Here is a 14,284-nt window from a genome sequence, read left to right on the forward strand (position 1 = left end):
AATCGATCAATAGAGCGACGAGTCGCGCACGATGTCTTCGGCCCGCACCCGGCCGAACATCACGCGATACGCCCACGTCGTATAGAGCAGCACGATCGGCAGGAAGACGGCAACGGCGACGAGCATGATCTGCAGCGTGAGCTGGCTCGAGGTCGCGTTCCACAGCGTGAGGCTGTCGTCGGGCTTGGCCAACGACGGCATCACGAACGGGAACATCGACGCGCCCGCCGTGAGGATCACGCCCGCTACGCTAAGGCTGCTCCCAACGAACGCAACAACCCGCCGCTCTTGCGCCGCAAACCACGCGGAAGCGAGCGCTCCGCCAACGCCCAGCAAGGGAGCCGTCGCCACCCACGCCGAGCGGCTGAAGTTCTCGAGCCAAAGACCCTCGCGGGTCAACACCTTGCCATCGGTCATGAGCTGATAGCCGTCGACGAACGAGGCCACCACCACGCCGGCAAGCACGAACAACACGACGGTCGAAAAGCCGGCCCAGACGTTGACACGAGCCGCGCGTGCGGCTACGGGTCCGGATGCCTTTAGCTGCAGGAACGCCGAGCCGTGCATGACGAGCATCGAGATGCTGACCAATCCGCACAACAAAGCGAACGGATTCAGCAAGGCCCAGAAGGTCCCGTCGTAGGCCACGCGCATATCGGCATCGAAGCGAAACGGCACGCCCTGCAGCAGGTTGCCGAATGCGACGCCGAACACGAGCGCGGGCACCGCGCTACCCGCGAACAGCGCCCAATCCCACGCGAAGCGCCAGCGCAAGCTCGGCAGCTTGCTCCGATAGTCGAAGCCGACCGGCCGGAAGAACAGCGCGAACAGCACGAGCAGGAGCGCGACATAGAAGCCGGAGAACGCCGTTGCGTAGACTAGCGGCCACGCGGCGAAGGTCGCGCCGCCCGCAGTGATCAGCCAGACCTGATTGCCCTCCCAGGTCGCGCCGACCGTGTTGACGACGATCCGCCGCTCCGTATCGGTGCGCGCGATGAACGGCAGCAGCATGCCGGCACCCATGTCGAAACCGTCGGTCAACGCGAAGCCGATCAAGAGCGCGCCGATCAGCGCCCACCAGATCACTTTGAGCACGTCATAATCGATCACATCAATCCCCTTTCCAGCGCGTCAATAGACGCTTCGCCGGGCAACGACACGCTTGGCGCCGGCGCTTCGTCGTCGACTGCCGGGCCTAGCCGCGCGTACTTGAACATCAGATACATTTCGATGACGAAGAGCGCCGTGTAGAAGAGGACAAAGCCTGTCAGGCTGAAGGCCAGGTCACCTTTCGAGAGTGTCGAGACCGACAGCTGAGTAGGCAGCACACCGGCGATCGTCCAGGGTTGCCGGCCGTATTCGGCCACCACCCACCCCAGTTCCACGGCAAGCCAAGGCAGCGGAATCGCGAGCACGGCCCAGCGCAGGAACCAGCGGTGCTTCGCCAACAGCAGCCCACGCCGCGCGCAGAGCCAGAACGCGAAGCCGAAGGTGGCGAGCATCAGCAGGCCCAGCCCCACCATGAAGCGGAACGACCAGAACAGCGGCGCAACGCTCGGAATGGTGTCGTCCGCTGCTTGCGCGATTTGCGCGGGCGTCGCGTCAAGCACAGCGGGCGTGTAGCGCTTAAGGAGGAGGCCGTAGCCGAGGTCGCCCTCGTGCGCAGCGAATTGCGCCGCGACGGCCGCCGAGGTATCGCCGCCGCGCAGCTTCTTCAAGGCGTCGTACGCAATCATGCCGCTCTTGATTTTCTCGGCGTTCTCCGCCTTCAATTGCTTGAGACCGGGTATCGGCGTGTCGGTCGAGCGTGTCGCAATGAGCCCGAGCATCCAGGGCACGCTAACCGTGTAGCGGGTGCGTTCGCGCGCTTGATCCGGGAGGCCGAAGATGGTGAACGCCGCCGGAGCCTCGACCGTATCCCACTCCGCTTCGATCGCCGCGAGCTTGACCTTCTGCACCTGACCGGTCGTATAGCCGGACTCGTCGCCGAGCACTATCACGGAGAGCACCGAAGCGAGGCCAAAAGCCGCCGCGATGGCGAACGAGCGCAGCGCGAGCGGCGTATGGCGTCGCTTGAGTAGATACCACGCGGAAATGCCGAGCACGAACATCGAGGCGGTCACGTAGCCCGCGGAAACGGTGTGCACGAACTTCACCTGCGCGACCGGATTGAATAGCAAGTCGGACAGGTGCGTGAGCTCCATACGCATCGTGTGGTAGTTGAAGTGCGCACCCGCTGGATTGTTCATCCAGCCGTTAGCCACCAGAATCCATAGCGCGGAGAGATTGGAGCCGAGTGCGACGAGGAACGTGACGACGAGGTGCTGTAGTTTCGACAACCGGTCCCAGCCGAAGAAGAACAGTCCGACGAAAGTGGACTCCAGAAAGAATGCCATGAGCCCCTCGATCGCGAGCGGCACGCCGAAGATGTCGCCTACATAGTGCGAGTAGTACGCCCAGTTCGTGCCGAACTGGAATTCGAGCGTGATGCCGGTGGTGACGCCCATCGCGAAGTTGATGCCGAAGAGCTTGCCCCAGAAGCGCGTCATGCTCTTGTAGACCGGCCTGCCGGTCATCACGTAGACCGCCTCCATGATGACGAGGATCCACGAGAGCCCCAGCGTCAAAGGAACGAACAGGAAGTGATAGAGCGCGGTCACACCGAATTGCAGTCGTGACAGGTCGACGACGGTGTTATCGATCATGGCGGTTCTCTTCTGATGAAGCGGGATGTCCGAGCAGGACTCGGGCGACGGCAGTACTACCAGGATGGCGGCCGCTGTCTTCGCTTCGTGCCGCCAATGTGTCGTACAGCGCTGCGAGAAGCAGGCACTTGATGAGCAGCGCAACGGATAGGTCACGGGCCAACGGGCGTCGGGCGGCGCGGCGGCGGATGCGCTCCAGCCAGGGTTCACCGTGGGCGAGATCGTTCGCCATTCATTTCTCCATGACCGAAACAAGAGATTTCGGATGGAAGTCACTGTAGGCCCGCAAGTGCCGCTCGAATTGACGTACATCAAGCGCGACCATTCATGGCATTTCGCACCTTCGATCTTTCAAGGACAGGTTGCACTGCAGCGCCCGCTCAAGGGCGCGTCGTGGGCTTTCCGGGTTTTTTCAGCCGGTCTCCAGGTTTGGCATGTACCTTGCCGAGCAATTGACAGGCGGCGGGCATCGTCGATGACTTTCCTGCCGACCGGACGACCAGCATTACAGGGAGGCATCCATGAAATTTATCAGGCCATTTATTATCGCCGTCGGCGCGCCACTGCTTATCGCCGGCCCTCTGGCAATGGCCCAGAACAACGACACGCAGTCCGGACAGGATCAGAACAGCGGCCAGAGCTCTCAATCGGGGCAGCAAGCGCCAGGCGCAACGGTTCGTTATGCGGATCCGAACGACAAAGCGTCGTCCACCAAGGGCACTCTGATGCAGAGGCGGGAACAGGGCATGTCGCCACAGGGCGGTGCTTCTTCGGGCAACGCGACCGGCAAAATTCCGCAGTAAAACGAACGTCGGGTGGCTAGTACATCGCGCTTACGACATGTCATGACGACTGACCGTCGGCGTTCCGACGACACAGGAAGGACGTTGCGGAAGCTTAAATTCCGCAAGGTGTCGGGCGGCGACCGGCCGCCGTTCCGGGCATGCTCGTTGCGCTCGTATTGCCACCGCAGCGAATGCGGCCAAGCCAACGGAGGTTCATATGAACAAGGATCAGGTGAAGGGTGTCGCTGAGAAGGCAAAAGGCAAAGTGAACGAATCGGTCGGCAAGGCCACAGGCGACGCCACCCAAGAAGCCAAGGGTGACGTGCAACAAGGCGCGGGCGAAGTCCGCAAGCAATTCGGCAATGTGAAGGAGGATACGAAGCAAGAGCGTCGCGGCCATCATTAGCCTGCCGTTGGATGCGGGGCGGACTTCTCCGTCCCGCGATCACCCGAGCCGGAACACCGCGACCGCCGAGCGCAGACGCGTCGCCTGTTCGTCGAGCGACGACGCGGCAGCGGCGGCTTCTTCGACGAGCGCGGCATTTTGTTGCGTGACTTCGTCCATCTGTGTGACGGCGCGGCTCACCTGCTCGATTCCCGTGCTTTGCTCATCGGACGCGGCCGAGATTTCACCCATGATGTCGGCAACCTGACCGATCGATCGCACGATTTCCGTCATGCGCTCGCCGGCCACCTCGACGAGCCGGCTACCGTCGCTGACTTTCTCGACCGAGACCTGAATCAATTCCTTGATGTCTTTCGCCGCGGCCGCGCTCCGTTGCGCGAGCGAGCGGACCTCGGACGCGACCACCGCGAACCCGCGCCCGTCCTCCCCTGCCCGTGCCGCCTCGACCGCCGCATTCAAAGCGAGAATGTTCGTCTGGAACGCGATGCTTTCGATCACCGAGGTGATGTCGGCAATGCGCACCGACTGCCCGGAGATCTCTTGCATGGTGGCGACGACTTGGTGCACGGCCGCTCCGCCGCGTTCGGTCGCATCTTTTGCGGTCGCGACGAGGGAATTTGCCTGCCGCGCGTTGTCGGCGTTCTGCTTCACGGTAGCAGTGATCTGCTCCATGCTTGCCGCGGTTTCCTGCAGCGACGCTGCCTGCTGTTCCGTGCGTTGCGACAAGTCCAGATTGCCCTGGGCGATTTCGCCCGCGCCGTGTGCAATCGACTGACCCGCCGACTGGATCTCGGCGATCATCGCGGCGAGTCGCTCCTTCATCTCGCCGAGCGCGGCGAGCAGGCTGCCAGCCCCAGCCGTCTGCGCGTCGAACGGCACATCCAGATTGCCGGCGGCGATTTGGGCCGCGACGTTGGTCGCTTGCGCCGGGTCCCCGCCGAGCGTGCGTCTGACGCTGCGCATGACTGCCCAGGCAATTGCCGCGAGCGCAGCACCAACGCCCACTGTGCAGACGCTGAGCACTGTGGCGAGCTTCATGAAAGCCGCATTGATGTCGTCATAGAAGAAGCCGGTGCCGATCCACCAGTCCCAGTCCGGAATCGCGACGACGCCTTGCAGCTTCGGCTCGACGTCCGCATCGGGGCTGCGCTTGATCAGGACGTCGACGAGTGCGAAGTGCGATTGCGCCATCCCGGCCCGGTATGCCTCGCTGTCGGTCATGCCGCTTGTCGTTCGGTTGCCTTTCGCCTTCGTGCCGATGAACTTCGCGTTCGGGTGCACCAGATTAATGCCGTCGGAGGTCGTGACCCAGTAGTAGCTCTTCGTGTTCGCATTGAGCTGCGCCAGCGCTTCCTTGGCTTGCTGCTGCGCCTGATCGCGTGTAAGGGTTCCGCGCGCCTGCAGCTCCCTGTACGAATTGACGAGATGCTCGGCTTTCGTCAGGAGAATGACGATCTCTTCCCGGCGACTATCTATCAGCGCGCTTCGCAGCGTCTGCAGCGCTATCGCGGCAAGCAGCACGACGCCGACCAGCGCCGCGACAACGAGCATCAACAATTTCGTGGAAAACTTCATGCGAGCGCCCCGCTCCGTTAACTAGTCAGTACATATATCGGCACGTCGCGATTCTGACTTGAGGGATAGGACACTACGTACTAACCCACGAAACGTTCGGCAATCGCACATCGCGGGATTGCCATGCCGCGGTCCACTCTCGGCCGATTATGGCGAACTCGAAGCGCTCCACGGGGAGCGCATTGCGTCGAACGCGCTAGCCCGGCAGGAAAACTCCGATTGCCGCGATGCCCATGGCAAGCGTCGCGAGCCACCCTCCCCATGCGAGTGATCCGCTTACCGCGAACTGGCCCATGATGCGGCGGCTGCGCGCCATCAGCATCAGGATGACCATGATCGGCACCGCTGTAAGACCGTTGATGACGGCGCTCCAGTAAAGCGCCCTGACGGGATCGAAGTGCATGAAAGTGATCGCGACACCGCCGACGATCGCGCAGGCAATGACGGCATAGAACTGACGAGCCAGCATCAGATGCAGTGAAAGACTGCTGCGCCAGTGGAAGCTGCCGGCTGCGGCATAGGCGGCCGAGCCGGCCAGAACGGGAAGCGCGAGCAGTCCCGTGCCGACGATGCCGAGTGCGAAAACGACATAGGCAAAGCGCCCGGCAATCGGCTCGAGCGCCCGTGCGGCGTCCGCGGACGTTTTCACGTCGATATGATGGAGATGAAGCGTCGCGGCCGCCGTCAGCATGATGAAGAACGCGATGACGTTGGACACGCCCATGCCGATCCAGGTATCGAAACTGATCCTGTGCAGTTGCCTCGGTGCCTGCTGAGGCACCCAGCGCAACGGCCGTTGACCAATCTTGGAATGCATCTCCTCGAGTTCTTGAGACGCCTGCCAGAAGAAAAGATACGGGCTGATGGTGGTGCCGAACACCGCGATGACCGTGGTCAGGTAGTCCGACGTCGGTGAGATGCGAGGCAGTGTAGCGGCGCGCGCGACCTCGCTCCATGGGATCGGCACGATCAGCGCGACAGCGACATACGCGAGAAGCGCGAGCGCCGTTCCCTTGAGAAAACGGGCATACCGGTCATAAGGAACGAAGATCTGAAGCACGAGCGAAAACCCACCAAGAACGACGACGTAAAGCTGCTCGGGGCCATGCATCAGCAATCCGACGGCCGCCCCCATCGCCGACAGATCAGCGGCGATATTGATGACGTTGGCCGCCATCAGCAGCAAGACCGCCCCATAGAGCAGCCACTTCGGATAGTGTTCGCGCATGTTGGCCGCCAGGCCCCTTCCCGTTACGCGACCGATACGTGCGCTCACGAGTTGGATCGCCGTCATCAGAGGGTACGTCAGCAGGAGCGTCCATAGCAGGTCGAACCCGAACTGGGCACCGGCCTGCGAGTAGGTGCCGATTCCGGAAGGATCGTCATCGGCGGCGCCCGTTATCAGACCGGGACCAAGCCGTCGTATCCACGATCGTTCGACGGGATCGCGGACGGTGTGCTCGGGCTCCAGAAGCTTGTTCCGATTCATGGCTGGGTCCCCTCCTGCAGACGGCGTCTGCAATTACCGGACCCGCCATTCCTGAGTGCGCGAGTACAATGGCTCCTGCTCAACGCTCATTGAATTCGGCGGCAGGTTCGACGCAACTCATCGGTGAATGCGCCCGAGACTTCAGACGATAATCAATTGACCTCCGAAACCCCAACCACGTCGATCGAAGATCGCGATACTGCCACGCCCCTGACAGATGTGACGGCCTCCCCTCATTCCCGCACTCACAGCCTTGCGTTGGCCGCGAGCCTGGCATTGATCGCCTTTTCGCTGCGTACGCCGATTACGAGCGTCGGCCCGATCCTCCTCGACGCGGTCCGGGCGACACACCTCAGTCCTGCCGGCGCGAGCATGCTGACCACGCTTCCTTCGCTATGCTTTGGCTTGTTTGGTCCGCTTGCGCCGATGCTTTCTCGGCGCGTGGGCAGTGAACGCGCGTTGCTTGCGCTGCTGGTCCTGCTCACGGCCGGTACCGCATTGCGTGTCGTACCTTCCTGGCAGGTGTTGTATGTCGGCCAGATCGTAGCCTGCTTTTCGATCGGCTTGATGAATGTGCTGATGCCGGGCGTGGTAAAACGCGACTTCCCGCATCACGTTGCACTGATGACCGGAGTTTATAGCGCCGCGATGTGCGCCGGCGCCGCCTCCGCTGCCGCTGTCACGGCGCCCGCCGCCAATGCCCTGGGACATCTCTTCCTCGGCGACGGCAACGGCGACGGAAACGGCAACGCATGGGCGTGGGCATTGGCGCTCTGGGCGTTGCCCGTTGCATTGGCCGTTCTGATCTGGCTCGGACAGCTCCCTCCGGTAGGCACTCGCGCTGAACGGAGCACGCGGATCGTTCGCGGATTGTGGCGAAGTCGGCTCGCGTGGCAAGTCACCGTTTTCATGGGCTCGCAATCGTCGCTCGCATACATCGTGTTCGGATGGCTGGCCACGGTTTTACGCATGCGTGGAATGAGCGCGGTCGATGCGGGCCTCCTGCTCTCGCTCAGCGTGATCGCTCAGGCGGCGGCGTCCCTGCTGCTGCCCTTTCTGGTTGCACGCCTTGCGGACCAGCGCGCGATCAATGTCATCGCATTGGCGATGACGGGCGTGAGCCTCGTCGGTTGTTTCTTCGCGCCGATATCGACGACGTGGGCCTGGGCGCTCTTGCTCGGCGTCGCGCAGGGGAGCGCGTTTACGCTCGCCTTAACCGTCATTGGACTGCGCTCGCGCGATTCGCACGTGGCTGCGCAACTCTCGAGCATGGCTCAAGGAATCGGCTATTTGATCGCGTCATGTGGCCCGTTCATCGCCGGATCGTTGCTGCACGCAACCGGCTCGCTCTACAGTCTGGCCGCGCTGTGTGTCGCGATCTGCGCGCTGTCGGCCTGGTGCGGTTATGCCGCGGGCCGGCGCGACCATGTCAACGTGCAAACCGAGGCGACCACGGCCTAATCGACTCGAAAACGGGGCACAAGGGGTTGATCGATCGTCATCTTGTTGTAGCACCTTCGACCGGACCGCGACCCGGTAAGCCCTACCACGCCCTGCGGTATTCAGGCGGAGTGCTGGAAGGCCCGGCGCCCGCATCGCCGAGTGCCGGCGCGCGATAGCGATCGTGCGCGATCTACCGCACTGACGCGGGCCGGCCGCGGCGTAGCATTGGCCATGCCCCTGGGCACGGGAAATGCGTTCCCCCTGGTTATGAAAGGCATCGAGATCCCTTCGCCGTCCACCCTTCCCGTTCCGACGGCACGCCCGGCCGGAACGGCGGCGAGGCTTGGCCTCGAGGACGGATCGCAGCAGGCGTCGTTGGATGCCGCGGCGATGCGGCTCGACCGAGCTGTTTACGCCGCGTTCGCCCGCACGTCGGGAGGCGGTTCGCCCGCCGCGATGATGCTCGCATGGCTCGAGTGGCTGCTCCATTTCGCCTGCTCTCCCGGCAAACAGTACTTACTCGCGAGCGACGTGCTGGCGTATTGGCAATCCTTGATGACGGGGGCGCCGCCCGAACACCATGGCAACGGCGACCCGCGCGTCGACGACCCAGGCTGGAGCCTTTGGCCTTTCAATCTGTTGCGCGACGCGTTCGGCCAATTCGACTCGTTCTGGCAACAAGCGACGACGGGCGTGCGCGGCGTTTCACCGCGCAACGAGCAGATCATGCAGTTCGCCGCGCGGCAATTCACGGACATGCTCTCGCCTTCCAACTGCTGGTGGCTCAATCCGCAGGTGCTGCGCGCAATCACGGAGACGGGAGGACGCAACTTTGCCGAGGGTACGCGCAATTGGCTCGAAGACCAGGAGGATCTGCTGGAAGGCCGCGTGCCGGGCAGTTCGAGTCGCCGGTTTGCCCCCAACCAACTCGGGCATGTCGTGGCCGCCACGCCGGGCAAGGTCGTCTATCGCAATCAGCTGATCGAATTGATCCAGTACGAGCCGCAAACACCGACCGTATGGCGCGAGCCCGTCCTCATCGTGCCCTCTTGGATTCTCAAGTACTACGTGCTCGATCTCTCGCCGCACAATTCGCTCGTCCGCTACCTCGTCGAGCGAGGACACACGGTCTTCATGGTTTCCTGGCGAAATCCGCATGGCGAAGCGCGGGATCTCGGGCTGATCGATTACCTGGAGACAGGGCTCTACGAGGCGCTCGCGCAGGTGCGTCGCATAGCGAATGGGCCGGTGCATGCGGCCGGCTATTGCCTCGGCGGCACGCTGCTGGCACTCGCGGCCGCTGCGCATGCGCGGACTCGCCGCGGGGATGCGCCGGAGCTGAAGACCATCACGCTGCTCGCGGCTCAGACGGATTTCAGCGAGCCGGGCGAGTTGGGTCTGTTCGTCGACGCGAGCAGGCTCGCGTATCTCGAGGCGCTCATGTGGGAGCAGGGTTATCTGGACGGAGAGCAGATGGCGGCGGCCTTCCAGATGCTGCGCTCCCACGATCTGGTCTGGTCGCGCCTCGTGCGCGAGTACCTGCTCGGCACGCGCACCCAGCCTTCCGATTTGATGGCTTGGAGCGCGGACACGACGCGATTGCCGTACCGCCTACATCTCGAGACGCTGACGCACTTCTATTTGCACAACGACCTTGCCGAAGGCAGGTACTGCGTGCACGGAAAGCCGATACACCTGGGTGCGTTGAACATGCCGATGTTCGTGGTCGGTACCGAGCGCGACCATGTCTCGCCGTGGCGTTCGGTGTTCAAGCTGCACTTGTTGACGCATACCGAGATCGGCTTCGTACTCGCGTCGGGCGGTCATAATGCCGGTATCGTGTCTGAGCCTGGTCGCGCACGGCGTTTCCGCTTCCGCATCAGGCATAAGGGCGAGCATTACATCGGGCCGGCCGAGTGGTTCGACGTGGCGCCCGTCGAGCAAGGGTCATGGTGGCCGTGCTGGCAGCAATGGCTTGCGCAGCGCTCCGACAGTCAGATGGCCCCCCCGCCCATCGGGGCCGGCGCCGTTCTATGCGATGCGCCCGGGACCTACGTGCTCGAAAGCTGAAGGCAGGCGCCCTGCCGCCCATTCACAAAAGAAAATCCGCCGCGGGATCACTGAAATCGCCGCTCAGATCGGCGAAGCAGGTCGCACAACAAACAACGGCAAATTTCGGCCAGTGATTGACACGCTCTCGGACGTCTTCCTTCAGTTCGCCGCATTCATCGCAGCGATCGAAAACACGCACCTCGAGCGGGCGGGAATGCCACTGCTGCTTCATGTCAGCAGCCCTCGCGCTGGTCCTTGATGCCCGCTGCAATGATATTCGCCGCGATCTTCCTCAGTTCCGCTGAGTTCGGATCATCCCGGCGCAGTTCCACCAGATCTCTTGCGTTCGTGCTCATCGTCTCCCCCGTTTAATAGTCGCGCAATCAGGTACCGCGATGAGAGGAAGATAGTCCGACTGTTGAGAGAAAACGATTCTACGAACGGTCGCCGCAAGACCTCCATGGGAATGCCGCACTCATACGTCCGTATAGGGTACCGACGCGCCCACTTGCGATGTGCTGCTTCGATGGATCGGTACGGTGAACTGAAACACAGCGCCGCGCGGAGCGTTCTGGCTCGCCCAAAGCCGTCCCCCGTGCGCTTCGACGATCGAGCGGCAGATCGACAGACCGATCCCCAACCCGCCTGCCTTTGACGTGCAGAACGGCTCAAACAACCGCTCGGGGTTGTCGATCGCCAGGCCTGGGCCGGAATCGGACACTGAGATGAGGACGCCGCCGGCGTCGTCCGTTCCCGTGCTGATGATCATGTCTCGCGGGCCATCGTCGATCTCGCTCATGGCCTCGACGGCATTGATGATCAGATTCATCAACACCTGTTGCAGCTCGACGCGATCCCCTTCGATGGGGGGCAAGTTCTCCGCAAGATGCAAGCGCGTAGAGACGCGATGCTTGACGACCTCGCCGCGCGTGAGCGCGATGACTTCGCCAATTGCGTCATTGATTTGCAGATGTTCCTTCGAGGGAGGCGCGTTCTTGACGAGGCCATGAATGCGGTTCATGACTTCGCTGGCGCGCTTGGCATCCTTGAAAATCCGCTCGAACGCTTCGCGCGCTTCCGAGAGATTCGGCGGCTGCGCGCCTAGCCACAGCCGCCCGGCCTGAGCATTCGCGCCGACCGCCGCGATCGGTTGCTTGATTTCATGGCTGATCGAGGCCGCGAGCTGCCCCAAGGTCGTCACGCGGTTCGCGTGTGCGAGCGCCGTCTGTGCTTCCCGATAGCGCCGCTCGCTTTCGCGCAGTTCCGCTGCCGCACGCTTTTGCTCGGTGATGTCGCGCGAGATGCCGAGCAGGAACTGCGGCTCGCCGTGCAGGTCGAGGATCGGAATCTTCATCGTGTGCACCCAGCGCGGCCCGTGGCGCGTATGAACCGACTCCTCCGGCACGTCGACCATCTGCCGCGACTCGAGGACGGCCCGGTCTTTCAGCGCGAAGAAATCGGCCTCGTCGGCCGGAAACAGATCGTGGACAGACTTCCCGATGAGTTCCTCGCGGCGGTAGCCCAGCAGTTCCTCGCCCGCCTTGTTGAAGCGCACGAAGCACAACGTCGCCGCGTCTTTGACGAAGACGGTATCGGGGATGTTCTCGATGATGCTGTCGAGGAAGTGCTCGCTCGCACGCACGGCTTCCTCCGCGTGCTGGCGTTCGACGATCTCCGCCTTCAGGTCGGCGAGTGCCGCGCTGAGCTGGGCCGTGCGTTGCGCGACGCGCGCCTCCAGTTCGACGTTGAGCTCCTTCAACGCGGCCTCCGCTTGCTTGCGTTGGCGCCGGTCCTCGAGAAACTGCTCGACCGCGCGCGCCATGTCGGCAAGCTCGTCGCTGCCGCGCACGGGAACGCCGGCTCGCGAGCTGTCGGTGTCCCCGTGCAGCAGCGCGTGACTGACTCGGCGCAACCGTGTCACGACGTGGCGTCCGAAAAACACGTGCGCGATCAGCCACGCGAGCAGCAGGCTTACCGCGACTTCGCCGATGACCCAACGGCGCGTGCGGTCCGAATGCTCGGCCAGGTCCTGAACCGCTTCCCGGTAGGCGCGTGTGAAATAGTCCGATTGCTTTCGCGCAGCGGCGGACAACGCGTCGGCCTGGCGACGCAGATCGTCGTCGAGGCCGGCCAATGGCGCCCCGGCCGGCGCTGGGGGACCCGACGATGTCGCGCCTTGCGTGCCCAGCGCGGTCTCGCGCAACTGTGCCTCGATGTTGATCGTGGTGCGGAAGTGCTGACTCGCCCGATGCAACGCAAGCGCGTCGAGACCGATGCCGTCGCTCGTCGTCGCGGAGGCAAGACGATCGACCAGGCGATCGAACGATGTCAACTCGTCCATGATTTTGCGATGTGTCTCGCGCAGCGAGTCGACCGTATCGTTGCGGGCTAACTCAAACGTCATACGTTCAATCTTGAGCGTATGCTGCGTCAGGTCATGGGCATCTTCCTGGAGCGCCAACCGGTCCTCGGCCAACTGGCGCAGTGTGTAGGACGAGCCGGTCAACGAATAAATGGTCGTGGCTCCGACCGCGACGACCAAGGCGGCCAGGCAGGAAACCACGAGCGCGAATTGCGCGGTGAGCGACTGAGGGAGCGGAAGCTTCACGGTCGTTGCCAGATGTGGCGATAGATATCGCGGTATCCGTTGTCGGGGTCATAGACGAGGCGATCGCCGCCGTCGGCAGTGACATTGCCCGCCGTCACGAGATGCACTGGAAACACATAACCCGTGACGTCTTCGCCGGCAAGGAGCCTGTTCATCTCGTCGACGAGCTGCCAGCCGTGCAGATTCAGCGGTTCGGCCACTGTGCCGGTCTGAAACGTACCCGTCCTGATGCGCAGGAACGCGGACTCGCTGCCGTCGCCGGCAGAGAGCATCGACAGGGCTGAGTTCTGGAGCCCTGCCTGCGTGAGAACAGGGGCGGCATAGTCGAAATAGATGTCGTTGATTGCAAGCGCGTACGACCAGCGTTTGCCATAGTTCTTGAGCAATGCACGAGTCGTGTCCGGCATCAGCTCCCCGGCGCGCGAGATCGCAACGTCGCGTACTTCGAGCAGCTTGCAGCCGCTGCACGCGCGCACGACGGCGGCCATTGCATTGGCCTTGCTTTGGGCCACTTGAAAATTGGTATCAGTGAAGACGACGACCCCCGCGCTCCCGTGGGACTGGACGATGGCTGCCAGCGCGGTGACACGGGCGACCTCGAGCGGGTCTGTCGAGACATTCATCGCCACCGGCGTGCCTGGTACCGGTCCGGCCTTGGCCGCGACGTGCCAGCCGACGATCGGGAGGTGTCGCTCGGCGAACGGTTGCAGCCCGGGCAGCAGCGCACGGGCATCGCCGCCGACGATGATGAGACCGTCCGGACGACTTGCCAGCGCGTTCCCAAGCATCTTCAGCCGCAGATCCGGCATGCCGCCGGCATCGAATATCTTGACGCTCCACCCGATGACCTTCGCGGCCTCGAGCACGCCGTCGACGACGCCGAGGATGCCTCCGTTGCGCAAATCCTCGGCGACGACGGCGATCTGTTTCCCACGTTGAGCGCGCGGCCCGGTGCGTGGCCCGTCCCAGGGCGCCGCGGGCCGCGACGCCGCATCGACGACGCGCTCGGCTTCGGCCAGAAATTTATTCGTCGCGCTGACCGACGCACCTGGCGCGGCAGTCGACAGAGCCTGCGCCGCCGCAATCGCCGGCAAACATACGAGCGTCCAGACCAAAAGCAAGCCCTGGATGCTTTTGCCCAGCGTTCTCATCGGGATCGATCGGCCATTGAAAACGGATCCATATGGCGCTTTAGGGGTGAACTTGTGAACACAAGATAGT

General features: G+C 63.1%; 13 protein-coding genes. 4 read left to right on the forward strand and 9 right to left on the reverse strand.

Features of this window, described 5'->3' with window-relative positions:
- Window positions 1-6 precede the first annotated feature (6 nt).
- Genes cydB through C9I57_RS32430 form a run of 3 tightly spaced genes read right to left on the reverse strand, consistent with a single transcriptional unit; the run spans window position 7 to window position 2,937 of the window.
- A complete protein-coding gene (gene cydB / locus C9I57_RS13395; protein ID WP_107151391.1) occupies window positions 7-1,107 on the reverse strand; it encodes a cytochrome d ubiquinol oxidase subunit II in 1,101 nt (366 codons plus the stop codon).
- Window positions 1,107-2,705 (reverse strand): cytochrome ubiquinol oxidase subunit I, encoded by a 1,599-nt coding sequence (locus tag C9I57_RS13400; RefSeq protein ID WP_107151169.1) that lies wholly within the window; start codon window positions 2,703-2,705, stop codon window positions 1,107-1,109. Before C9I57_RS13400 ends, cydB begins: the two co-directional genes overlap by 1 nt.
- On the reverse strand, window positions 2,695-2,937 hold the full coding sequence (locus C9I57_RS32430; RefSeq protein ID WP_146166213.1) for a hypothetical protein: 243 nt from the start codon (window positions 2,935-2,937) through the stop codon (window positions 2,695-2,697). Before C9I57_RS32430 ends, C9I57_RS13400 begins: the two co-directional genes overlap by 11 nt.
- A gap of 289 nt (window positions 2,938-3,226) precedes the next feature.
- On the opposite strand from C9I57_RS32430, the gene C9I57_RS13405 reads away from it, so the two are divergent.
- Complete coding sequence (locus C9I57_RS13405; RefSeq protein ID WP_107151170.1) at window positions 3,227-3,508, forward strand: hypothetical protein; 282 nt, start codon at window positions 3,227-3,229, stop codon at window positions 3,506-3,508.
- 199 nt (window positions 3,509-3,707) lie between these two features.
- Window positions 3,708-3,896 (forward strand): CsbD family protein, encoded by a 189-nt coding sequence (locus C9I57_RS13410; protein WP_107151171.1) that lies wholly within the window; start codon window positions 3,708-3,710, stop codon window positions 3,894-3,896.
- A gap of 39 nt (window positions 3,897-3,935) precedes the next feature.
- On the opposite strand, the gene C9I57_RS13415 is transcribed toward C9I57_RS13410, so the two are convergent.
- Window positions 3,936-5,471: a methyl-accepting chemotaxis protein gene (locus C9I57_RS13415; RefSeq protein ID WP_107151172.1), complete on the reverse strand. Its 1,536-nt coding sequence runs from the start codon at window positions 5,469-5,471 to the stop codon at window positions 3,936-3,938.
- 196 nt (window positions 5,472-5,667) lie between these two features.
- The gene (locus C9I57_RS13420) at window positions 5,668-6,960 is read right to left on the reverse strand and encodes an Nramp family divalent metal transporter (RefSeq protein ID WP_107151173.1); all 1,293 of its coding nucleotides are present in this window, start codon (window positions 6,958-6,960) and stop codon (window positions 5,668-5,670) included.
- A gap of 156 nt (window positions 6,961-7,116) precedes the next feature.
- Here C9I57_RS13420 and C9I57_RS13425 point away from each other — a divergent pair, with 156 nt between their 5' ends.
- Both C9I57_RS13425 and C9I57_RS13430 read left to right on the forward strand, forming a co-directional pair.
- Window positions 7,117-8,421 carry an MFS transporter gene (locus tag C9I57_RS13425; RefSeq protein ID WP_258187628.1) on the forward strand — a complete coding sequence of 435 codons (1,305 nt, stop codon included), beginning with the start codon at window positions 7,117-7,119 and terminating at the stop codon, window positions 8,419-8,421.
- A 249-nt stretch (window positions 8,422-8,670) separates the two neighbouring features.
- Complete coding sequence (locus tag C9I57_RS13430; protein ID WP_107151175.1) at window positions 8,671-10,473, forward strand: PHA/PHB synthase family protein; 1,803 nt, start codon at window positions 8,671-8,673, stop codon at window positions 10,471-10,473.
- Window positions 10,474-10,495: 22 nt separating this feature from the next.
- Here C9I57_RS13430 and C9I57_RS13435 read toward each other — a convergent pair whose 3' ends face one another.
- The 4 genes from C9I57_RS13435 to C9I57_RS13445 form a co-directional block, all read right to left on the reverse strand.
- A complete protein-coding gene (locus C9I57_RS13435) occupies window positions 10,496-10,687 on the reverse strand; it encodes a hypothetical protein (RefSeq protein ID WP_107151176.1) in 192 nt (63 codons plus the stop codon).
- A 1-nt stretch (window position 10,688) separates the two neighbouring features.
- Window positions 10,689-10,811 (reverse strand): hypothetical protein, encoded by a 123-nt coding sequence (locus tag C9I57_RS33225; protein ID WP_018439583.1) that lies wholly within the window; start codon window positions 10,809-10,811, stop codon window positions 10,689-10,691.
- 119 nt (window positions 10,812-10,930) lie between these two features.
- Window positions 10,931-13,063, reverse strand: coding sequence for an ATP-binding protein (locus tag C9I57_RS13440; protein ID WP_107151177.1), 2,133 nt, complete (start codon window positions 13,061-13,063; stop codon window positions 10,931-10,933).
- The gene (locus C9I57_RS13445) at window positions 13,060-14,214 is read right to left on the reverse strand and encodes a substrate-binding domain-containing protein (RefSeq protein ID WP_107151178.1); all 1,155 of its coding nucleotides are present in this window, start codon (window positions 14,212-14,214) and stop codon (window positions 13,060-13,062) included. Before C9I57_RS13445 ends, C9I57_RS13440 begins: the two co-directional genes overlap by 4 nt.
- Between the last annotated feature and the right edge of the window lie 70 nt (window positions 14,215-14,284).

The organism is Trinickia symbiotica, from assembly GCF_003028655.1.
Classification (GTDB): domain Bacteria; phylum Pseudomonadota; class Gammaproteobacteria; order Burkholderiales; family Burkholderiaceae; genus Trinickia; species Trinickia symbiotica_A.